Origin of the sequence: Nonomuraea sp. NPDC049750 (genome assembly GCF_040659625.1) — a bacterium.
Lineage (GTDB): Bacteria > Actinomycetota > Actinomycetes > Streptosporangiales > Streptosporangiaceae > Nonomuraea.
Window position 1 is genome coordinate 81,174 of the sequence record NZ_JBFANB010000017.1, and the last position, 19,113, is coordinate 100,286.

The following is a 19,113-nucleotide window of genomic DNA, read 5'->3' on the forward strand; positions in this document are numbered from 1 at the left end:
GCCAGTCAGCTTCTGGTGCGGGAACCCGGAGGCAGAGCTGGGGCCATCGGGGCGAGGCCCAGGTCGGCGAGCAGCGCCGCGCCGCGCTCGGCATGCCGGCCGCCGGCGAGCACCATGGTCCGTGCGGACTGGTAGCGGCAGCCGGCCGTGTCAAACGCGTCCGCTGTGGCCAGCAACGCCTTTTGATCGCCGTTGAGCAGGGCTTCGGCTCGCTCCACGATGGCGGCGGAGACTGGGTTGCCGGCCACAATGGTCCGGGCCTCGGCCGCACGGTCGCGAGCGTCGGGGGTTCCGGCCAGCACGGCGGCCTCGGCACGCAGCGCGACATACCAGTGGTGCCAGATCCAGGTGACCCACTTCCACACCTGCCTGGGCTCGGGGGCCAGCCGCTCCAGCGCCTCCGCCGCCTGACCGCGGTGCAGCAGAAGTATCGCGTCGAAGACCGCCCCGTAGCCGTAAGCACGCTCCGGTGGGGTGTCGAGCCGATCCAGGATCTCCTGCCATTCGCGCCGGGCGTCCTGATCACCGCGGAGGCCGTGGATCATCGCCACCCCGGCCACCGCCGGGCGAAGGAGCGACCAGGCGGAGCTGCCTGCCCGCCGCCACGAGTCGAGGAACCGGACGCCGCCGGTGAGCACCTCGTCAACGTTGCCCGCCAGCGCGTCGACCATCAGCAGCCGGCAGGTGGCGCGGTCACCGGCCTCCGCCAGCGATGGGTGGTCGGCCAGTTGGCGCGCCCATCGGCGGGCGCCTGGCACCTCCCCGGTGCCGAGATCAGCCTCGGCGACGATGCCGAGCGCGTCGATCAGCTCGTGGGTACCGGCCGGCGTGATCGGCAGGGAGGACAGGATCGTGATCCGGCGCCGGGCCGTAGTCGCGGTGGCGAACGTGTCGCCGGCCCAGCTCTGAGCGCCGGTGAGCGCGTCGAGCGCGGCCGACTCGGCGAGTGGGTCGCCGGTCCGGCGGGCGAGCTCGACCGCGCGTTCGGCGCGCGCGATCGTCTCCGGTACGGCATTGCCGGGCGGCCCTTGGGCGGCGCCGAACGCGTCGGCGACCACCGCGGCCTCGGCCAATGCGACCGCGGCCCGCGCGGCCGGATCGTCGCCGGCCGACTCTCGCGCCTCGGCGATCAGCGCGAGCGCCTCCTCCCGGGGCGGGAGCCGCAAGAACGTGGGCGAGAACCGGAATGCGATGGTGGCGGCGCTCGCCAGGTCCGCGGCGGCGCCGGCGGTGTCACCGCCGGCGCGGGCGGCGTCCGCGGCCGCGCGGCGCAGACGGTACATGTCATCACCGATCGTCCGGCAGCCTGCCACGGCTGAGGCCTGCCGCAGCAACGACGCGGTGGCGGTGGGGTCGGTCGCGAGCGCGGCCGCCTGCTCATAGTGCCGCTGGGACTCTCCGACGAGGTTGCGGGTGAAGGTCAGTTCCGCCAGGTGCCGGGCGAGCTGGTACGCGTCCGCGCGCTGCTCCGGCAGGTCGGCCGCCCACGCCAGGGCCGCGCGGAGGTCGTCGGCCACCAGGTCGAACCGGGCCCGCCAGTCCGCTCGTACCGTCTCCAGCCCGGCGGCTCTGGTCAGGCACCAGCGAAGGTGCCGCGATCGAGCGTCGACCAGCTCGCCGGCCTCGGCGAGCCGTTCCATGCCGTACTGGCGGATGGTCTCCAGCGCGCGGTACTCGGTCCCGCCGGGGGACGCCGTCACCGTCAGCAGGCTCTGTTCGGTCAGCCGGGCCAGCCCGTCGGCGACGAGGCCCTCCTCGGACCCGGTCACCTCGGCCGCGGCGGCCGCGGTGAACGGCGCCACGAACACCGACACCCGGCGCAGCAGCGCCCGGTCGGCCGGCTCCAGCAGGGCATGGCTCCAGTCGAGCGCGGCGCGTACCGAACGGTGCCGTTCGTCGGCGCGGGAGCCACCGGTGAGCATCCGGAGCGGGTGGGACAGAGCGGCGGCGATACCGTCCAGCCCGAGCGCGGGATACCGGGCGGCGGCCAGTTCGATCGCCAGCGCCATGCCGTCCAGCCGCTCGCAGATCGAGACGACCTGGTCGAGCGGCGGCGGGTCGAGCGGCCGGCCGGCCGCCGCCGCCCGTTCCATGAACAGCGCGACCGCGTCCGACCCGCCATCGACGGTCAGCGACAGCGGCGGAACCGGATACACCCGTTCGAACGGCACCATCAGCCGCGTCCGGCTGGTCGCCAGCACCGTCAAGCGCGGGCAGGCCACCAGCAGCCGCTCCAGGAACAGCGCGACCCCGTCCGCCACATGCTCGCAGTTGTCCAGGACCAGCAGCGCATGGCGGTCGGCCAGCGCGGCGACCACGGACGCGCTCATGTCGCGGCCGGGCGGCTCACCGAGGCCGAGCGCCCCGGCGACCGCGGTCGCGATCATGCCCGGATCGGTGACCGGGACCAGGTCGACGAACCACACCCCGTCGCCGTAATCGCCGGCCGCCTGCGTGGCCACCGCCAGCGCGAGCCGGGTCTTGCCCACTCCGCCGGGGCCGAGCGCGGTCACCTGGCGGTGTGTCCTGATCTGCTCGCTCAGCACGGCCCGCTCACTCACCCGGCCGATGAACGAGGTCAGCGGGTCCGGCAGCACCGGTGCCGGTTGAGCCGGGCCCGTGCCGGCCGGCTGGGGGGCGCGCTGGGCGAGCGCCCGCCGATCCGGCACCTCCAGCTTGCGCAGCAGCGAGGAGACATGGCTCTCCACCGTACGTACCGAGATGCACAGCCGTGCCGCGATCTCGGCGTTGCTGAGATGGGCTCCGACCAGTTCCAGCACCTCGGCTTCCCGAGGCGAGGTCTCCACTTCTGTCGCCACTGTGCAAGTTTGCCGCATCCCTTCCGTGCTCCCTTCCGTGATGGCCGCCGTACGCGATCCGTGCCGTCGATCCGTGTGCGGTTCCGTGGTCACCACGGATGTGGACCGGCCAGGCCGGAGGAGAGGCTGTGCACACGCACACAGCGGGTCGATATGACCCACGACTACAGGAGCGACCATGACCGGCTCTTCCACGCAAGGCATCAAGACCGTGCTGCACCCCGTGTCCGACCTGGCGAAGGCCAAGGCGGTGTACGCGGCCCTGCTCGGTATCGCGCCACAGAGCGACTCCTCCTACTACGTCGGCTTCGAGGCCGAGGGCCAGCACATCGGGCTGGTGCCGGGCGGTGGACCCCAGGGCATGACCTCGCCGGTGGCCTACTGGCACGTGCCGGACCTCGAGGCGAAGCTGGCCCAGGTGACCGCCGCGGGGGCCGTCGTGAGGGAGCCCCTGCACGACGTCGGCGGCGGCCGTCTGGTGGCCACCGTCACCGACCTCGACGGCAACGTCCTCGGACTGCTTGAGGACCGATGAACGCCGACGTCGACATTGAGCAGCAGCCCAAGGGGCGCGGAATGAGGTTCACGCTCAACGGCGCACTCTGGTCACTTCGAGCGCTGTTCGGCTTCTTCTTCGCCGGCAGCGGTTTCGGCAAAGTGCTGCTGTACGACGGAGCTCTGTACGCGGCGGCGCCCCTGAGGCCCATCGCACCCGCGATCCTCACCACCTCACGCGCACTCAGGTCGTTCGCGGTCCTGGGCGCAGTGGTCCTGCTGACATTCGTTCCGACGTGGTACACGATGACCAACGTCCAATTCTGATCCCTCCGTTGTGTCGTCCTTGCCGGGTACGCGAACGCGCCGCTGTATCGCGGGCGTATCAAAAATCGCATACGCCACCGCAACAGTGATTCGTCTTCAGTGGACGTCGACCACAGCGCATCACTGTCAGCGCCAGGTTCGTCGACCGGGAAGGATTGTGATCATGGACTGCGATTCGGTAGGTGGCATCGACCGGCGGCGGCTTGTCAAATGGGGCGGGCTCGCCGCCGCCGGCTTGGTGGCGGCCGGCGCGCCGTTGGTAGGCGCCCAGCCCAGCCACGCCGACCCGTCCGGGGACGATCGGATCCCACCGGATACCCGGCCCGGCGGGGCCTACGACCGGTACGTGGCGAAGCTGGCCGCCGAGGGCAAGTTCTCCGGCGTGGTGCTGCTGGCGTACCAGGGCCGGACGGTGCTGTCGCGCAGCTACGGCATGGCCGACAAGGAGAAGGGGATTCGCAATCACGAGGACGTGGCGTTCAACCTCTCTTCGGGGAGCCAGCCTTTCTTATCGGTGGCCGTCTTGCAGTTGGTGCAGCAGGGCAGGGTGGCTCTGTCGGACCCGGTGGGCGAACACCTGACGGGCTTTCCCAAGGAGATCGCCGAGAAGGTGACCATCCACCACCTGCTCACCAGCACCTCCGGGCTGGACGCCCCGATGCCGGACTGGCAACGCGTCTTCCACAGCCGGGAGGAGGTGCACGAGTACAAGGAGCAGTGGGCCCGGCAGGCGACGCTGGTGGGGGTCCCCGGCGCGGGGTCCAACGGCCACCTTCCCGGCGGCGGCGTCGGCCTGGCCATGGCGGCGCTGATCGTGGAGGCGGTGTCCGGCATGACGTTCTGGGATTACGTGCATCAGCATGTCTTCGGGCGCTCCGGCATGAGCGGCTCGGCGTTCTACACCAGGGAGCAGTGGCTCACCGACAAGCACATCGCGCACCCGTACATGCTGCAAGCCGACGGCAGCCTGGTGGACGCCGTCCGCAACCTGGACAAGGGCAGCCTGGACCCGAACACACAAGGCAGGAATCCGGGCCGCGCCTTCATCGGTTACGCCTCGGGCGACGGCTTCGCCACCGCGCCGGACCTGGTCCGGTTCGCCGAAGCGCTGCGCGACGGCACAGTGCTGGAGCGGCCCTACGCCGACTTGTTCGCCGGGGCCAAGCTCCCCGGCCCGGAGCCCACCTCGTACGGGGCGTACACGATGCCGATCAGCATCATCAACGGCCAGTGGGTGATCGGGCGCGGCGGCGGGGCCGGTGGCATCGGCGCCAACTGGAGCATCTACCGGGACACCGGCTGGGTCGGCGTCATCCTCACCAACTGCGATGGCGTGCCGCTGCTGGACATCTGCCTGCGGGAGGCTGCGGCCGTCACCGGCGCGCCGGTCAACCCACCAGGCGGCGGCTGACGCGCGGCCACGGCCGGGCCGACACGCGAAGGACCGCATCGCGCCATCGTGCCGGTCGATCCGCCGTCGCCGTCGGGTCGCGCGGGAGGTCGATGGTGATGTCGAGGCCGCCGCCGCTGCGGGCGGTGACCGCGATGCGTCCCTGGTGGGCGAGGGTGATCGCGCGGACGATCGTCAGTCCCAGCCCCAGGCCGTGGGTGCGGACGCGGGTGCCTTGCCCGTGCACGAACGGTTCCAGCAGCGTCTCGGCCTCTTCGGGCGGGATCTGCCGGCCGGAGCCGGGGCCGCACCGTTATGCCGGCGGCCGCCGCTCGCGCTTGGACGGCGTCGAGGGCGGCGGCCGCGATGGCGGTCAGGTCGGCCGGTTGCCGCGCCGCCAGGCCGGCTTGGCTGCGGGCCAGCAGCAGCAGCCCGTTCAGGACGCGTCGCATGTGCTCGACGGCGTCGCGTACGTCGCCGGCCATCGCGAGCAGCTCGGCGCGGCTGGGGTGTCCGTCGAGGGTGACATCGATCGCGGCGCGGGCGGTGGTCAGCGGGGTACGCAGCTCGTGGGCGGCGTTGGCGGTGAACAGCCGCTGGCTGTCCAGGATCCGGTCGCGCTCGGCGATGCCGCGCTGGATGCGGTCCAGCATGTCGTTGACCGTGCCCGCCAGCGCCGACAGCTCGTCGGCCGGGGTGGTGACCGGGACCCGCTCGGTGAGGTCCTTGACCTCCGGTGGGTCGGAGCCGGTCGGGTCCAGGTAGGTGAAGAGCGCGCGGCGCCGCATCAGCAGGTAGGTCAGCCCGGTCAGCGCGGCGCCGGCGGTCAGTACGAGGGCGGTCTGCAGCAGCGCGAGCCTGGCCCGCGCGGTCTGCAAGGGCAGCGGAACTCCGAGCTGACCACCTATGCGGGCGCCCAGCCTGAGCTTCACGCCGGCGGCGGGGCGAGTTTGGCGGCCACGGCGTCCAGGACCCACTCCAGGCCGGTCGCGAAGGACGTCTCGGCGTCCACCTCCGTGCCGTCGCGCACGGCCTTGGCCAGCGTCGGGAAGCGGCCCGTGGCCAGCATCCTGCGCACATGCGGGCCGGAGGCGCGCTGCCAGTCGCGCTTGGACAGGCCCGTGGCGCGCTCGGCCCGCACGTCCGCGATCTCGCGCCTGATCGCGCCGGTGAAGTAGGCGCTGACGGTCTCCACAGCGCGCCTGACGGTGTCGACGTCGGCGAGGCCGTCGAGGGCGGCCAGCGTGGCCTCCGTCACGGCGAGGGCGTTCGGGCCCAGGGCCGGACGGCCGCCGAGCAGGTCGGCCAGCCATTCGTGACGGCGGGTTGCCTGCCTGGTGCGGTGGGCTCGGACGCGCAGCGCCTCCCGCCAGTCAGCGGGCTGCTCCTCGGGGAGGATCTCGGCGTGCACCTCGTCCACCATGAGGTCGAACAGCTCCTCCTTGGTGGAGATGTATCCGTACAGCCGCATCGGGCCGGCATCCAGCCGGGCGGCGACCTTACGCAACGACACCGCCTCCAGCCCGCCCTCGTCGGCCAGCGCGATGGCGGCGGCGACGATTCGCTCCCGGTCGAGCGGCACGGGTCGTGTCGGCGGCTCCGGCCGGTCCCACACAGTCATGGGTACATCGTACTGTTGCGATACGCTGTATCCATCAAATACAGTGTATCGACATGAGCCATCGTATCGCCGTGATTGGGGGAGGCCCCGCCGGCCTTACCTTCGCCCGCGTCCTGCACCGCCACGATCACCCCGCCACCGTCTTCGAACGCGATCCCGCCCCCGACGCCCGTCCTCCGGGCGGCACGCTGGACCTGCACGAAGGGCTGGGCCAGCGTGCACTGGACAAGGCGGGGCTGCTGGGGGAGTACCAGGCGCTGTCCCGTCCCGAGGGGCAGGCCATGCGCATCCTGGACACGGACGGGACCGTCCTGCGCGACTGGCGACCCGGTCCGGATGAGCGGGCCAATCCCGAGATCGACCGCGGGCAACTCCGTGACCTGCTGCTCGGCCCCATGGAGGTTCAGTGGGGGCGGGGCGTGACGGAGGTGGTGCCGGGGACCCGGGATGGCGTGCTGGTCCATTTCGCGGACGGGCGACAGGAGAGGTTCGACCTCGTGGTCGGCGCGGACGGCGCCTGGTCCCGGGTCCGCCCGGCGCTCTCGCCGGTGACGCCGCACTACACCGGCGTCAGCTCGGTCGAGACCTCCCTGGACGACGTCGACACCCGCCACCCCGACCTCGCCCGGTTGATCGGCGACGGTTCGGTGGCCGTGTACGGCGTGAACCGCTCCCTCGTCGCCCAGCGCAACAGCGGCGGCCACGTCAAGGTCTACACCAAGTTCCGCGCGCCGCTGGACTGGCACGCGGGCCTGGACCCGGCCGACGTCGAGGCCATGCGATCGAGCCTGCTGACTCTGTTCGACGGCTGGGCCGCTCCCGTCCTCGACCTCCTCCGCCACGGCACCGCTTTCGTCCACCGCCCCTTCTACGTCCTGCCCGTCTCCCACACCTGGGACCACGTCCCCGGGGTGACACTGCTGGGCGACGCCGCCCACCTGATGCCCCCCTTGGGGGTCGGCGCGAACCTCGCGATGCTGGAAGGCGCCGAACTCGCCGAGTCCATCGCCGCCGCCCCCGGCGACCTGGACGAGGTCGTCCGCGCCTTCGAGGAACAGATGTGGGCACGGGCCGGCAAGTGGGCGAAGATCACGACGGCCGGTCTGGAACGCCTCGTGAGCCCGGACCCCGCCGAAGCCCTCGCCCTCTTCGACCAAGTCCAGCCATCCTGACGGAGGATGCCTGTCAGCCGGGGCGGCGCAGGGTGCGGCGTACGGCCAGACCGCCGAGGGCCGCCGACGCGAGCGTCAGGATCGCCGCCTCGGTCCACTGGAAGCGCCAGAACCTGGACGACGGATGGTAGTAGACCGCGTACCGGTAACCCTTGCCGAACAGGCACGCCTGCCACGCCCTGGCGTTCTTGTCGCTCTGCCCCACATCCACCCGCCGCGGGCAGCCGCTGCCGACCGGCTCGGCGACCTCTCTCCCGGACGGCTCCACCCAGGCGGCGCTCACCAGCCGGGCGTCGGGATCGTCCAGCAGCACCGTGCCGGACAACTCGGTACGCGCCGGCTCGGCGTAGAAGTCGCTCAGTTTGAACAGCGTGACCATCGTGACCACCACCACGGCCACGACCAGTGCCATCGCGGGCAGCGTACGCCGGAACAGGGTGCCGGCGGCGGTGCCGAGCGCGAAGGCGTACAGCCACCACGCCGCCGGCTCCACCCCGACCATGTTGAACACGCCGATGTTGCCGAACGTGGAGTCGACCCCCGCCCTGAACACCGGCCGCCACAGGCTGACCATGAGCGACAGCAGCAGCCCACCCGCCACCACCGCCCCGCCCAGGATCGACAGCTTGACCGCCAGCCACCGCCACACGGGCACGGACTGGGTCCAGGCCAGGCGGTGGGTGCCGCGCTCGTACTCACGGCCCAGCAGCGGCGCGCCCCAGAACGCCCCGATCAGTGCCGGCGCCACCAGCGGCATCCAGCCGAACACCGAGTAGGCCGCGTCGTAACGCTGCCCGAGGGCCACCGCCAGGTCTCCGCACGCCACAGCGGGCCCCGGGCAGCCGGGCGGGGCGTGCTCGGCCACGTACCGGCTCGCCTCCAGCGCCGAGCCCAGCAGCAGTATTCCCAGCAGCGCCAGGAAGCCCGCCGTCACGAGGAGCTGTGCCCGGTGCTGGCGCCACGTCACCCAGATCACGCGCCCACCCCCGTCAGGCCCGGTAGCGCCGCCGACTCGGGGCTGCGCAGGTAGCCCATGACGAGCTCTTCCAGCCCCGGGCGCCGCGCCTGCCAGCGCGGATCGAGCGGGGGCGCGCCCCTGATCAACATGCTGACCTGCCTGCCGGTACGGCTCGCGCCCACCACCCGCGTCCCCGCCGCCGACGCCTCCTCCGGCCCGGTGAGCACGAGATGCCCGTCGAGCAGGTCCTCGATGTCACCGCTGACCTGCAGCCGGCCTCCGTTCAGCACGATCAGCCAGTCGCACGTCTCCTCCAGGTCGGAGACGACGTGCGAGGACAGCAGTACGGTCAGCTCCCGCTCGGCCACCTCCGCCATGATCGAGCGCATCACCTCGTGGCGGGCCAAGGGGTCGAGATTGGCCAGCGGTTCGTCCAGCACCAGCAGGTCAGGTCGGCAGGCCAGCGCCAGCGTGACCGCCACCTGCGCCTGCTGCCCGCCCGACAGGCCGCTCACCTTCCGCTCCAGCGGGATGCCCAGCCCGGCGAGCCGGTCGGCAGCGGCGGCGGCGTCCCAGCGGGTGTTCATGCGGCGGCCGAAGGTGAGCATCTCGGCGACGGTGAAGTTGTCGTACAGCGGCTTGTCCTGCGCCACGAACGCCGCCTCGCCGGCCACGCGGACGCTTCCCCGCGCGGGTCGCAGCAGGCCGACGGCCGCGTGCATGAGCGTGGTCTTGCCCGCGCCGTTGGGCCCGACGAGCGCCGCCACACGTCCCGTGGGCACGGACAGCGAACAGTCGCGCAACGCCCACGTACGGCGATAGCGGACTCCCAGGCCGGTGGCCTCCAGTCCGGGACTCATGCCACGCCCTCCTTGGCGACGTCGGCCAGGACCACATTGAACAGCGCCCGCAGGTCTTCCTGATCAAGCCCGGCCCCGCGGGCCTCGCGCACCCACGCCTCCAGGCCGCGCCGCAGCCGCGTGTGCTCGGCGAGCGTCGCACCCGCGATGCCCTGCCGGACGAACGTCCCCATCCCCGGGCGTCCCTCGACCAGCCCTTCGCGCTCCAGTTCCCGGTACGCCTTGAGCACGGTGTTGGGGTTGATGGCCAAGGTCTCGACCACCTCGCGAGCGGTCGGCAACTGGTCGCCGGGCCGCAGCGTACCGAGCCGGAGCGCCTGTTTGACCTGGTGAACGAGCTGCAGGTACGTCGAAACCCCCGAGCCGCGGTCCAGGTTGAACTCGATCAACCGAAAGCACCCTTTCACTATTCGAATAGTGAAAGGGTGTTGGATTCGACCGTCTGTTGTCAACCTGGGGGCGATATCTTCCGATGGTGCTGCCCACATGCAGCTAGGGGGGTCGATCGATGAGAGCGGGCTATCCGAAGGGGCGACGGCGGCGTGCTGAGATCGTCGAGGCCGCGTTCGCCAAGTTCGCCTCGGTCGGGTACCGCAACGCGAGCATGGTGCGGATCGCCGCGGACTGCGGGGTGTCACGGATGGGCCTGGCGCATCACTTTCCGACGAAGGAAGCGCTCCTGGCCGCTGTGCTGGAAGAACGGGATCGAGTCAACGGCGAGTTGTGCTTCGCCGGATTCGACGCGACGGCGGATGGCCTGAACTATTTCTCCCGGCTCGCGCGATTGGTGGACTACAACGCGACAGTCCCAGAGCTTGTGAGCCTGTACGCTGTGCTGCCGGTCGAGGCCGCTGATCCGGCGCATCCGGCGCACGCGTACTTCGTCGACCGATATACGCACATCCGCCGGGATATTCGCGATGCGCTCGAGGGACTCCACTCCCGAGGACTCGTGCGGCCGGGGACGAGCATCGCGGGCGCCGAATCGGATCTCATCGCGTTGATCGACGGCCTGCAGGTGCAGTGGCTCCTCGACCCGGCCAGCGTGGACATGGGTGCCCGCTTCCGGCGGCGGCTCAGCGAGATGCTCCTGGTCGAAGTGCCCTGATGACCGGCTGCGCGGCGGCTCAAGCCGTCACCGTCTTGGGCCGGCCGAACCTCCACAGCAGGCCGGCGGCGGCCACGACCGAGATCACTTCACCGATCGGCAGGCTGATCCAGATTCCGGTGGGCCCGCGCGTCCCGAGCGCCAGGACGAGCGGCGCCTTGATGATCACGAGCGTGCCGATCGAGATCAGGTACGACGGCGTGGCTCGGCCGAGGGACTGGAAGTAGGCGGAGATCAGCGGCGGGACGCCGGCGAAGACGAATCCGATCGCGATGACGCGCAGCGCGTCGACCGTGACGGACGTGGTGTGTGGATCACTGATGAACAGCCCTACGAGCGGCCGCGCGAGCAGGGCGATGAGCGTCGCGGTCGTCGCCCCGTAGCTGACGGTGGCGCGCATGGCCAGCGTGAGAGTCCGGTTGACGCGGCCGGTCAGCCGGCGGCCGGCGTTGTAGCCGACGATCGGCTGGATCCCTTGGGTGATGCCGATCTGCGGCGTGAACACGAAGGTCTGCAGCCGCGCGCACACCGCGTAGGCGGCCAGAGCGACCGCGCCGCTCGCGGCGAGAGTCGTGTTGATCAGGGCTGCCAGCAACGTGGCACCGAAGCCGGCGAGGAAGGAGGGGGCGCCCACCGCGAGCACGGCCCCGATCGTCGCCGGGTGCGGGCGCAGGTCGGCCGGCCGGATCCGGTACGGCCGAGCGCGCTGGAGGAAGAAGAACCAGAGCACCATGCCGGCCGACACGGCCTGGCCACCGACCGTGCCGAGAGCCGCGCCGGCGACACCCAGGCCGCAGACGAAGATCAGCAGCGGATCGAGGGCGATCTGCACCAGCACGGTTCGTCACGAAGCCGAATGCAATACACCACGTTGAACCAGCCGTGTGTGATCTCCTCGGCGAAGTCGTCGCCGTCGGGCACCCGGGCGGTCCCATAGGCCCGCTCGATCATCGCCCGAAGCATCTTCAGCGGCTGCCGGTTCTTCGTGATGCTCTGCATCGGGACTCCCATCCGGCCGCCCTTGCCGTGCCGCGGCTCGATTGCCCGCCGAGGGATGCTACAAGAAACCGGCAGGGGTGACGGGATTAGCCTGTACGTCCTGCACGGGCACAGCCGGTCGAGAACTCGCGATGGCTTCGGCGGACGTGCCAGGCCTCAGGATTGAGCGCAGGTCGCGGGGCAGAATTTGACCTCGGGGTAGCGCGATGACGGCTTGTCCAGGAGGGGCTGCCGCTTGGACTTCAGGTGCTGGTCGAGGAAGGCCGCCACGTATGTGCGGGTGAGCTCGGCGGCGCGCGCCGCAGGCGGAACGCCGTAGGCGGGCTTGACGCCGAGGGCGCCCGCCAGCAGCGAGGCGTCGGTGAAGGTCGAGTGTTCCGCGCCGGTCACCACGAGCCAGCGCTTCCACCCGGTCAGCAGCTTCCAGTCGCGGTCCCAGGAGGTGTCGCGGCCACCGGGGACGTGCTGCGCCGAGCCCAGGAACATGAACGGCCGGGTGAACCCGCTCTTGGGGATCCGGGCGTAGGTGGTGCCGTCCATGTCGATTCCGGCCCGCACGCGGGGGTCCTTGAGCATGGCGGCCATGGCGCCGGCCCCGCCGATCGACTGGCCGACCATGGCGATTCTGGAGCGGTCGATCACGCTGGAGCCGTCCCATTTCGCGGGCAACTGGTCGAGTACGAAGGAGACGTCGGCCGCCCGGCCCGCGACCACTCCCGTGCCGAAGCCCGGGTCGGTGTCGCTGTCACAGGCGAGGCATTCGGCGACCCGCCCGTCGGCCAGGGTCGTGGCGTAGCTTTCGTAGGTGTGGTCGATGCCGGCCACGACGTACCCTCGGCTGGCCAGGTCCTCGGCCAGCGACGTGAGCGTGCTCATCGGGTTGGTGAAACCGGGGGACAGCACCACCAGCGGCAGCTTTTCCCCTGCGAGTTTCGCGTCTTTGATGGCGTTCGTGCGGGTCTTGCTCAGCGTGTCGTCCGGGACGCCCCCGACCCCATAGCGCCTTATGGCGAGCTCCGATTCCTTCGGTGTCATGTACGGCGCACGCTTCCCGTCCCGCTGCTTGGCCGGATACCACAGGGTGACCTTGAGCTCCCTGGCGTCGACGTCGAGGTTCCACGGATCGGGGCGGGAGGTGTCCTTCAGATACAGGGCGGTGGTGCCGACCGGGTGGGCGCCGGTGGGGGCGGGCAGGGTGGCGGGGCCGGTCGGTGTGGCCGAGGGGGCGGCGGAACGGGGTGGGACGGGTGCCGTGCAGGCGGACGTGGCCAGGACGGTCAGTGCCGCGGCGACTGCCAAAAGGTGTCTCATCGCGAGGTCCGTTCAGGTGTGCAGCAAGGTCAGGGCCTTGGCCAGGGCGGGGTCACGCCCGGCGGCCGCGTCCTCGGGGCTCAGGGGCACGTAGTGATCGGGCGGTACGCCGATCCGGTCGATCACCTCGCGATCAGGCCCCAGGTGGTGCCTGGCGGGGAAGCCCAGCAGGGTGTTGTTGCCGAGCAGGTGTGACTGCGCCGGGCCGGAGATGACTCCGGCGGTTCTGGTGCCGACCAGCCGGCCAAGGCGATGGTCCTTGACCGCGGAGCTGAAATGCTCACACGCCGAGGCGCAGCCGCGGTCGGTGAGCACCACCAGCGGCAGGTTGACCAGCTCGACGGTGTCGTCGGTCCGCGAGGTCTCGCACTTGCCGTCCACGGTGCACTGGTAGGCGGTGACCTTGCCGTGGCCGAACGCGCTCACCAGCCGGGTCGCCTCGGTGGGGCTGCCGCCGCCGTTGCCGCGCACGTCCAGTACGACGCCGGTGAGGGTGCGGCCGGTGCGCAGCCTGGAGATCGCTTTGAGTACCCGGTCCGCGGAGTCGGGGGCGAACCCGCGCAGCCGTACGTAGGCGATGCTGTCGTCCAGCAGTTTGGACTGCACCACTTGCAGGGCGGCCAGGTCCCGTTGGTAGAGGCCGGGCTTGAGCGTCATGCTCCAGCGGCGGCCGGTGCTCTGGCGCAGGAGCCGCAGCCGGACCGGGCGCGCTTCGGGGTATTGCGGGTAGAGGGCGGCGATCGCGGGGCTGGGCTTGCCGTCGATGAAGGGCGCCGATCCGTTGATCGATTCGATGATGTCGCCAGGGCGCAGTCCGGCGGCCTGCGCCGCGCCGCCCTGCACGGTGGTGACGAACAGCGGGGGCAGGGCGACGCCGGGGTTGCCGTCCACCTGCGGGCCTTCGATGTTCGCGAAAAGGCCCAGGCCGTAGCCGTCGCCGTCGTAGTAGTCGGGCGGCCGCTTGACGCCGTGTGTCCAGCGGGCGTGGTTGTCGCCGAGGGCGGCCACGATGGCCTCGAGGGTGACGATCGCCAGCTTGTCGCGGAGGTCGGGGACCCGGTCGGTGACCTTGCGGTAGGCGGTCTCGAAGGCGGTCCAGTCGGCTTTGCGGTCGCCGGTCAGCGCGGGCATGGTGGCCTCGGGCAGGTCGCGGCCGTTGCGGTTGAGCTCTTGGGTCAGTGCGACGAATCCGGCGGCCAGCAGCGCGCGGGCGTCGAGGGTGGGGCCGCTGTAGTAATTGCCGAGGATGCAGAAGTAGGCCTGCTCGATGATGTCGACCGTGGTGGCCGTCTCCGCCCCGGGGGGTCCCTGGGGCGCCGCGCAGACCGTACTGGCCGCCGTGCTCGCCTGGCTGCGCGGTGGCGCCGGCGCCGTGCAGGCCGCCGCCAGCAGGAGGGCGAGCCCGGCGGTCGCGATCTTGACGGCGGTCATGACAGGCGCCTGCGGATCCACCAGAAGGAGAGCCAGGTGAGGCCGAGGGTGAGCAGAGCGTAGATCCCGGTCTCGATCCACTGGAAGGGCCAGAAGCGGTCGAGGGGCTGGTAGGTCGCCTGCTGCCGGTAGCCGAGCCGGTTGATCTCCGTCGGGCAGGCGCCCATTGTCGACGACGACGGTGCGCAGGGTCCCGACGTCGTCGAGATCTTGACGATGCCTATTCCGGGCTCTGGGCCGGCAGTCGGACGTCCGGAGGGATCGACGAGACCGCTGGACAGGACCCAGGCGCCCGCGTGGCCGGGAATAGCCGCATTCAGGCGAAGCTCCACTTGTCCGCCTTGATCCCGGTTTATTCCGATGCCGTCCACGTTCGTCTCGCTGAGCTCGAAGGTCCCCGTGACCGGGGGCATCAGGTGGGGCCGAACCAGCAGCGGCATAGCGAGCTGGATCGCGGCGAAGACGGCCAGCGTCAGGGCCATCGCGGGCAGTGTGCGGCGCACCAGCATGCCCACGGTCACGCCCAGGACGAAGGCGAACGCGGCGTACCCCATCGGGGCGATGCCGCGCGCGCCGAACACCAGGGGAGCCATCAAAGCCAGGTCGCCCGGGGCCGACTTGTCCAGGGGATCGGACCACCAGGTCACCGCGAGGCCGCACAGGCCGGCGGCGGCCATGGCGACCAGGCCGGTCAACGCGAGCTTGACCGCCAGCCAGCGGCCGCGAGTGACAGTCTGGTTCCACACCAGCAGGTGCGTGCCGGTCTCCAGCTCGCGGGTGATCAACGGTGCTCCCCAGAAGAGCCCGACGACAGCGGGCAGGAGCAGCACGACGAGGCTGACGGCCATGAAGGGCATGTCGTGCGCGCCGAAGAACCGGTCGTAGAAGCGGCCGCAGGTGTCGTCCTGAATGCAAGCGGCGATACCGGTGGAGTAGTCGGAGGCCAGGTCCGGGCCGGTCAGAGCCAGGGCGGTGGCGAGGATGACGAGCAGCGCGGCCAACATCGCGGCCGAGCCGCGCAGCTGGCGCCAGGTCAGCCAGATCATCGCTGCACCTCCAGGGCGACGTGCCGGTTCTCGGCGGTGCGCTTCTCCATGTAGGCCAGGACGAGGTCCTCAAGGCTGAGCTGGCTGACCGTCCAGGCGGGGTCGTGGATCGGGGCGTCGGTACGGATGATGAACGTGCTCTGCCGGTCGGTGTGGCGCGCGGAGATGACTTGCTGGTCGGCGGGGAGCCGGTCGGGATCGCGGCGTGGGCCGACGAGCCGGTGATGGGTGGCCAGCAGCTCGTCGACCTCCCCGGCGACCTGGACGCGGGAGTCGACGAGCACGATCAGGAAGTCGCAGACCCGTTCCAGGTCGGAGACCAGGTGGGAGGAGAGCAGCACGCTGAACTTGTGCTCGACCGTGGCCTCCATCAGGCTCTGCAGGAACTCGCGGCGGGCCAGCGGGTCGAGCGAGGCGACCGGCTCGTCCAGGATCAGCAGTTCAGGTCGCTTGGCCAGGCCCAGGGTGAGGGCGAGCTGAGCGCGCTGCCCGCCGGACAGCTTGCCGGCCCGATGGCCGGGATCGAGACCGAGTCGCGCGATACGCTCCCGCGCCATGGTGGCGTCCCAGCGAGGGTTGAGCCGTGTCCCTAACCGCAGGTGATCGGCGACGGTCAGTGCCGCGTAGACAGGGGTGTCCTGGGCGACGAAGCCGACTCTGGCCAGCTGCGCGGGCGTGGCCGCGGGCCGGCCGCCGAGCACGGTGATGCCGCCCGCCGTCGGCTCCAGCTGGCCGCCGGCCAGCTTCAGCAGCGTGGTCTTACCGGCCCCGTTGGGCCCCACCAGTCCGACGACGTGGCCCGCCGGGATGTCGATGGTGCACTCGCGCAGCGCCCAGCGCTTGCCGTATCTCTTGCCCAGTCCCTGAGCCTGCAGGACAGCGTTCACGCTATGTCCTCCTGAGCGGTGGTCCGAAAGGTGGTCATGAAGAGGGCCTCGATGCTTTCCTCGTCGAGGCCGGCCCGGCGGGCCTTGGCCAGCCAGCGCCGCAGTTCCATCCGCAGCGGGCCGTGCGCGGCCAGGGAGGTGTCGGTGAGCGTCGCCGTCACGAACGTCCCCACCCCTGGCCGGGCGGCCACCAGGCCCTCGTGCTCGAGCTCCCGGTAGGCCTTCAGGACGGTGTTGGCGTTGATCGCCAGGTGCGCCACCACCTCCTTGACGGTCGGTAGTTGGTCGCCCTCGCGCAACAGTCCGAGCCGTAGCGCATGCCGTACCTGCTGGACCAACTGCAGGTACGGCGAAACACCCGACCTGCCGTCCAGATGGAACTCGATCACTGGCTTCTCCATTTATCTAGCCTGCTAGTACTTTAGACTCCTACATGTTAAAGGATCATAAGGATCGCCGTCTCGGTACGCGGTGTGAGAACGGCCGATGTCGTACCACTTCGCGATGACATCCCCCGGACCGGTCCGACCGGGGTCAGCGGAGTTGGCGGAAGAAGCCGCGGATGTCGTCGATCAGCAGGTCGGGGGCGTCGTGTGCGGCGAAGTGGCTGCCGGTGTCGTAGACGTTCCAGGACACGATGTTCTTGTGGTCGCGTTCGGCGAAGGGGCGGATCGACTGGAAGTCCCAGGCGAAGTTGGCCAGCCCGAGCGGCACGGTGGTGGGTTCGGCCGGCTTGTCCACCGCGTGGAAGTCCTCGTAGTAGAGGCGTGCCGATGACGCGGCGGTGTTGGTGAGCCAGTAGATCATCGTGTTGGTCAGCACGTAGTCCGGGTCGAGGTTGGGGCCGAGCAACTGCGCGTTCCAGCCCAGTTGCCCGACCGGCGAGTCGGCCAGCGCGTGTGCCAGGGTCTGCGGCGCGGTGGACTGCAGCTTGTCGTAGGCGCCGCCGTTCTCCAGCCACCACCGCAGGAACTGGACCTTCTTCTGGTCCTCCTCCGACAGGTCGGCCAGCTCGGCCGGGTCGCCGGAGGGGAAGGAGAAGACCTGGGTGACGTGCACGCCGATGACGTGCTCGGGGTCGTTCCGGCCCACTTCGGGGGAGATGAGCGAGCCGCCGTCGTTGCCGTGCGCGCCGTAGCGCTCGTAGCCGAGCCGGCGCATCAGCTCGGCCCACGCCTTCGCGATCCGGTACCGGTTCCAGCCCCGCTCGGTGGTGGGGCCGGAGAAGCCGAAACCGGGCACCGAGGGGATCACCAGGTGGAAGGCGTCGGCCGGGTCGCCGCCGTGGGCTCGGGGGTCGCTTAGCGGGCCGATGACATCGAGGTACTCCACGATGGTGGTCGGCCAGCCGTGCGTGAGCAGCAATGGCGTGGCGTCCGGCTCGGGTGAGCGGACGTGCAGGAAGTGCACGTTCTGCCCGTCGATGGTGGTGGTGAACTGCGGGTACGCGTTGAGCTTCGCCTCCCACGCGCGCCAGTCGTAGCCGTCGCGCCAGCGCTGGACAAGGCCTCGCAGGTACTGCAGTGAGACGCCGTAGTCGCTGCCGGCGTCGGGCAGCTCGTCGGCCCAGCGGACCCTGGCCAGGCGCTCGGTCAGATCGTCCAGGTCGGCCTGCGGGATGTCGATGCGGAAATCGCGGATCTCGTTCATGTCATCGACTCTGCCGGGCCATTAGGAAGACATCGCTCCTAATTGTCGGGGATCCTTGAGGAATGTTGGAAACCTCGGCCCGCCTCCTGCGGCTGCTCTCCCTCCTGCAAACCCCACGCGACTGGACCGGAACCGAACTCGCCGAACGCCTCGGGGTGAGCGGGCGGACCGTGCGGACCGACGTGGAGCGCCTGCGCGGCCTCGGCTATCCAGTGCTGGCCACGCGCGGCGCCACCGGCGGCTACCGGCTCGGCGCCGGCGCCGCGCTGCCGCCGCTGCTGCTCGACGACGAGGAAGCGGTCGCCGTCACGGTCGGCCTGCGGACCGCGACGAGTGGCGCCATCGCGGGGATCGAGGAGGCGTCCTTGCGGGCGCTGGCCAAGCTGGAGCAGGTGCTGCCGTCACGGCTGCGGCGCCGGGTCAACACCCTGCAGACCTACACCGTGCCGGTGCCCCGGGACGACCCCGGTCCCAGCGTCGACCCGTCGATCCTGACCACGTTGAGCGCGGTCTGCCGCGATCGGGAACGGCTCCGGTTCGACTACCACGACCATGCCGGTGCGGCCACTGAGCGCACTGTCGAGCCGTACCGGCTGGTCAACTGGGGACGCCGCTGGTACCTGCTGGCCTGGGACGTCGAACGGGACGACTGGCGCACCTTCCGCGTCGACCGGATCCGGCCCCGCACCCCGACCGGCCCCCGCTTCACCCCGCGCGACCTGCCCGACGACGACATCGCCGCATACGTATCACGCCGGGTGTCCGCCGCCGCCTGGCGTTACCGGGCGCAGGTCACCGTGCACGCGCCGGCCGAGGTCATCGCCGATCGGATCAGCCCGGCGGTCGGAACAGTGGAACGCGTCGACGAACGCACCTGCGTCCTGCACACCGGCGCCGACACGATCGAGACCCTCGGCGTCTACCTGGGCCTGCTCGACGCGGACTTCGACGTCACCGGGCCACCGGAACTCCGCACGCACCTGCGCCGTCTCGCCGACCGGTACGCACGAGCGACTGGCTGACAGCTTTGCCGTGTCCG

Annotated in this window: 20 protein-coding genes and 1 pseudogene; 6 read left to right on the forward strand and 15 right to left on the reverse strand. The window is 70.7% G+C overall.

Annotated elements, in window-relative coordinates; genetic code table 11:
* Nucleotides 1-5: 5 nt before the first annotated feature.
* A complete protein-coding gene (locus AB0J16_RS35970) occupies nt 6-2,819 on the reverse strand; it encodes a LuxR C-terminal-related transcriptional regulator (RefSeq protein WP_358547994.1) in 2,814 nt (937 codons plus the stop codon).
* Nucleotides 2,820-2,997: 178 nt separating this feature from the next.
* On the opposite strand from AB0J16_RS35970, the gene AB0J16_RS35975 reads away from it, so the two are divergent.
* From AB0J16_RS35975 to AB0J16_RS35985, 3 genes are all read left to right on the forward strand, one after another.
* The gene (locus AB0J16_RS35975; protein WP_358547996.1) at nt 2,998-3,354 is read left to right on the forward strand and encodes a VOC family protein; all 357 of its coding nucleotides are present in this window, start codon (nt 2,998-3,000) and stop codon (nt 3,352-3,354) included.
* A complete protein-coding gene (locus AB0J16_RS35980) occupies nt 3,351-3,641 on the forward strand; it encodes a hypothetical protein (RefSeq protein WP_358547999.1) in 291 nt (96 codons plus the stop codon). Before AB0J16_RS35975 ends, AB0J16_RS35980 begins: the two co-directional genes overlap by 4 nt.
* A gap of 163 nt (nt 3,642-3,804) precedes the next feature.
* Complete coding sequence (locus tag AB0J16_RS35985) at nt 3,805-5,052, forward strand: serine hydrolase domain-containing protein (RefSeq protein WP_358548001.1); 1,248 nt, start codon at nt 3,805-3,807, stop codon at nt 5,050-5,052.
* Here AB0J16_RS35985 and AB0J16_RS35990 read toward each other — a convergent pair.
* The 3 genes and pseudogenes from AB0J16_RS35990 to AB0J16_RS36000 form a co-directional block, all read right to left on the reverse strand.
* Nucleotides 5,030-5,278: an ATP-binding protein gene (locus tag AB0J16_RS35990; RefSeq protein ID WP_358548410.1), complete on the reverse strand. Its 249-nt coding sequence runs from the start codon at nt 5,276-5,278 to the stop codon at nt 5,030-5,032. The genes AB0J16_RS35985 and AB0J16_RS35990 overlap by 23 nt on opposite strands.
* A gap of 166 nt (nt 5,279-5,444) precedes the next feature.
* Nucleotides 5,445-5,819 (reverse strand): annotated as a pseudogene (locus AB0J16_RS35995) (histidine kinase dimerization/phospho-acceptor domain-containing protein); the annotation flags it as partial.
* A 140-nt stretch (nt 5,820-5,959) separates the two neighbouring features.
* The gene (locus AB0J16_RS36000) at nt 5,960-6,652 is read right to left on the reverse strand and encodes a TetR/AcrR family transcriptional regulator C-terminal domain-containing protein (protein ID WP_358548004.1); all 693 of its coding nucleotides are present in this window, start codon (nt 6,650-6,652) and stop codon (nt 5,960-5,962) included.
* Between the two features lie 53 nt (nt 6,653-6,705).
* On the opposite strand from AB0J16_RS36000, the gene AB0J16_RS36005 reads away from it, so the two are divergent.
* A complete protein-coding gene (locus AB0J16_RS36005; protein WP_358548006.1) occupies nt 6,706-7,824 on the forward strand; it encodes an NAD(P)/FAD-dependent oxidoreductase in 1,119 nt (372 codons plus the stop codon).
* Nucleotides 7,825-7,837: 13 nt separating this feature from the next.
* Here the strand turns inward: AB0J16_RS36005 and AB0J16_RS36010 are convergent, their stop codons facing one another.
* From AB0J16_RS36010 to AB0J16_RS36020, 3 genes are read right to left on the reverse strand one after another with little or no spacing between them, the layout of a single operon-like run.
* Nucleotides 7,838-8,800 carry a hypothetical protein gene (locus AB0J16_RS36010; protein ID WP_358548009.1) on the reverse strand — a complete coding sequence of 321 codons (963 nt, stop codon included), beginning with the start codon at nt 8,798-8,800 and terminating at the stop codon, nt 7,838-7,840.
* Nucleotides 8,797-9,642: an ABC transporter ATP-binding protein gene (locus AB0J16_RS36015; RefSeq protein ID WP_358548011.1), complete on the reverse strand. Its 846-nt coding sequence runs from the start codon at nt 9,640-9,642 to the stop codon at nt 8,797-8,799. Before AB0J16_RS36015 ends, AB0J16_RS36010 begins: the two co-directional genes overlap by 4 nt.
* On the reverse strand, nt 9,639-10,031 hold the full coding sequence (locus tag AB0J16_RS36020; protein WP_357955352.1) for a GntR family transcriptional regulator: 393 nt from the start codon (nt 10,029-10,031) through the stop codon (nt 9,639-9,641). The genes AB0J16_RS36015 and AB0J16_RS36020 overlap by 4 nt, the downstream gene beginning before the upstream one ends.
* Nucleotides 10,032-10,150: 119 nt before the next feature.
* On the opposite strand from AB0J16_RS36020, the gene AB0J16_RS36025 reads away from it, so the two are divergent.
* Nucleotides 10,151-10,750 (forward strand): TetR/AcrR family transcriptional regulator, encoded by a 600-nt coding sequence (locus tag AB0J16_RS36025; RefSeq protein ID WP_358548014.1) that lies wholly within the window; start codon nt 10,151-10,153, stop codon nt 10,748-10,750.
* A gap of 19 nt (nt 10,751-10,769) precedes the next feature.
* Here AB0J16_RS36025 and AB0J16_RS36030 read toward each other — a convergent pair whose 3' ends face one another.
* From AB0J16_RS36030 to AB0J16_RS36065, 8 genes are all read right to left on the reverse strand, one after another.
* Complete coding sequence (locus AB0J16_RS36030; protein WP_358548017.1) at nt 10,770-11,588, reverse strand: MATE family efflux transporter; 819 nt, start codon at nt 11,586-11,588, stop codon at nt 10,770-10,772.
* Nucleotides 11,555-11,749 (reverse strand): hypothetical protein, encoded by a 195-nt coding sequence (locus AB0J16_RS36035; protein WP_358548019.1) that lies wholly within the window; start codon nt 11,747-11,749, stop codon nt 11,555-11,557. Before AB0J16_RS36035 ends, AB0J16_RS36030 begins: the two co-directional genes overlap by 34 nt.
* Before the next feature lie 156 nt (nt 11,750-11,905).
* A complete protein-coding gene (locus AB0J16_RS36040) occupies nt 11,906-13,060 on the reverse strand; it encodes an alpha/beta hydrolase (RefSeq protein ID WP_358548022.1) in 1,155 nt (384 codons plus the stop codon).
* Between the two features lie 12 nt (nt 13,061-13,072).
* On the reverse strand, nt 13,073-14,491 hold the full coding sequence (locus AB0J16_RS36045) for a S41 family peptidase (RefSeq protein ID WP_358548025.1): 1,419 nt from the start codon (nt 14,489-14,491) through the stop codon (nt 13,073-13,075).
* A complete protein-coding gene (locus AB0J16_RS36050; protein ID WP_358548028.1) occupies nt 14,488-15,537 on the reverse strand; it encodes an ABC transporter permease in 1,050 nt (349 codons plus the stop codon). The genes AB0J16_RS36045 and AB0J16_RS36050 overlap by 4 nt, the downstream gene beginning before the upstream one ends.
* On the reverse strand, nt 15,534-16,424 hold the full coding sequence (locus AB0J16_RS36055; RefSeq protein ID WP_358548030.1) for an ABC transporter ATP-binding protein: 891 nt from the start codon (nt 16,422-16,424) through the stop codon (nt 15,534-15,536). Before AB0J16_RS36055 ends, AB0J16_RS36050 begins: the two co-directional genes overlap by 4 nt.
* A complete protein-coding gene (locus AB0J16_RS36060; RefSeq protein ID WP_358548033.1) occupies nt 16,421-16,825 on the reverse strand; it encodes a GntR family transcriptional regulator in 405 nt (134 codons plus the stop codon). Before AB0J16_RS36060 ends, AB0J16_RS36055 begins: the two co-directional genes overlap by 4 nt.
* A gap of 133 nt (nt 16,826-16,958) precedes the next feature.
* On the reverse strand, nt 16,959-18,074 hold the full coding sequence (locus tag AB0J16_RS36065) for an epoxide hydrolase family protein (protein ID WP_358548036.1): 1,116 nt from the start codon (nt 18,072-18,074) through the stop codon (nt 16,959-16,961).
* A 62-nt stretch (nt 18,075-18,136) separates the two neighbouring features.
* Here AB0J16_RS36065 and AB0J16_RS36070 point away from each other — a divergent pair, with 62 nt between their 5' ends.
* Nucleotides 18,137-19,096 carry a YafY family protein gene (locus AB0J16_RS36070; RefSeq protein WP_358548039.1) on the forward strand — a complete coding sequence of 320 codons (960 nt, stop codon included), beginning with the start codon at nt 18,137-18,139 and terminating at the stop codon, nt 19,094-19,096.
* The last annotated feature ends 17 nt before the right edge of the window (nt 19,097-19,113 follow it).

Coding starts and splice junctions, on each gene's coding strand:
- AB0J16_RS36045 (WP_358548025.1), bottom strand. CDS start 14,491: ATGACCGCCGTCAAGATCGCGACCGCCGGGCTCGCCCTCCTGCTGGCG.
- AB0J16_RS36015 (WP_358548011.1), bottom strand. CDS start 9,642: ATGAGTCCCGGACTGGAGGCCACCGGCCTGGGAGTCCGCTATCGCCGT.
- AB0J16_RS36070 (WP_358548039.1), top strand. CDS start 18,137: ATGTTGGAAACCTCGGCCCGCCTCCTGCGGCTGCTCTCCCTCCTGCAA.
- AB0J16_RS36005 (WP_358548006.1), top strand. CDS start 6,706: ATGAGCCATCGTATCGCCGTGATTGGGGGAGGCCCCGCCGGCCTTACC.
- AB0J16_RS36060 (WP_358548033.1), bottom strand. CDS start 16,825: ATGGAGAAGCCAGTGATCGAGTTCCATCTGGACGGCAGGTCGGGTGTT.
- AB0J16_RS36000 (WP_358548004.1), bottom strand. CDS start 6,652: ATGACTGTGTGGGACCGGCCGGAGCCGCCGACACGACCCGTGCCGCTC.
- AB0J16_RS35985 (WP_358548001.1), top strand. CDS start 3,805: ATGGACTGCGATTCGGTAGGTGGCATCGACCGGCGGCGGCTTGTCAAA.
- AB0J16_RS36025 (WP_358548014.1), top strand. CDS start 10,151: ATGAGAGCGGGCTATCCGAAGGGGCGACGGCGGCGTGCTGAGATCGTC.
- AB0J16_RS36065 (WP_358548036.1), bottom strand. CDS start 18,074: ATGAACGAGATCCGCGATTTCCGCATCGACATCCCGCAGGCCGACCTG.
- AB0J16_RS35975 (WP_358547996.1), top strand. CDS start 2,998: ATGACCGGCTCTTCCACGCAAGGCATCAAGACCGTGCTGCACCCCGTG.
- AB0J16_RS36040 (WP_358548022.1), bottom strand. CDS start 13,060: ATGAGACACCTTTTGGCAGTCGCCGCGGCACTGACCGTCCTGGCCACG.
- AB0J16_RS36035 (WP_358548019.1), bottom strand. CDS start 11,749: ATGCAGAGCATCACGAAGAACCGGCAGCCGCTGAAGATGCTTCGGGCG.
- AB0J16_RS36050 (WP_358548028.1), bottom strand. CDS start 15,537: ATGATCTGGCTGACCTGGCGCCAGCTGCGCGGCTCGGCCGCGATGTTG.
- AB0J16_RS35980 (WP_358547999.1), top strand. CDS start 3,351: ATGAACGCCGACGTCGACATTGAGCAGCAGCCCAAGGGGCGCGGAATG.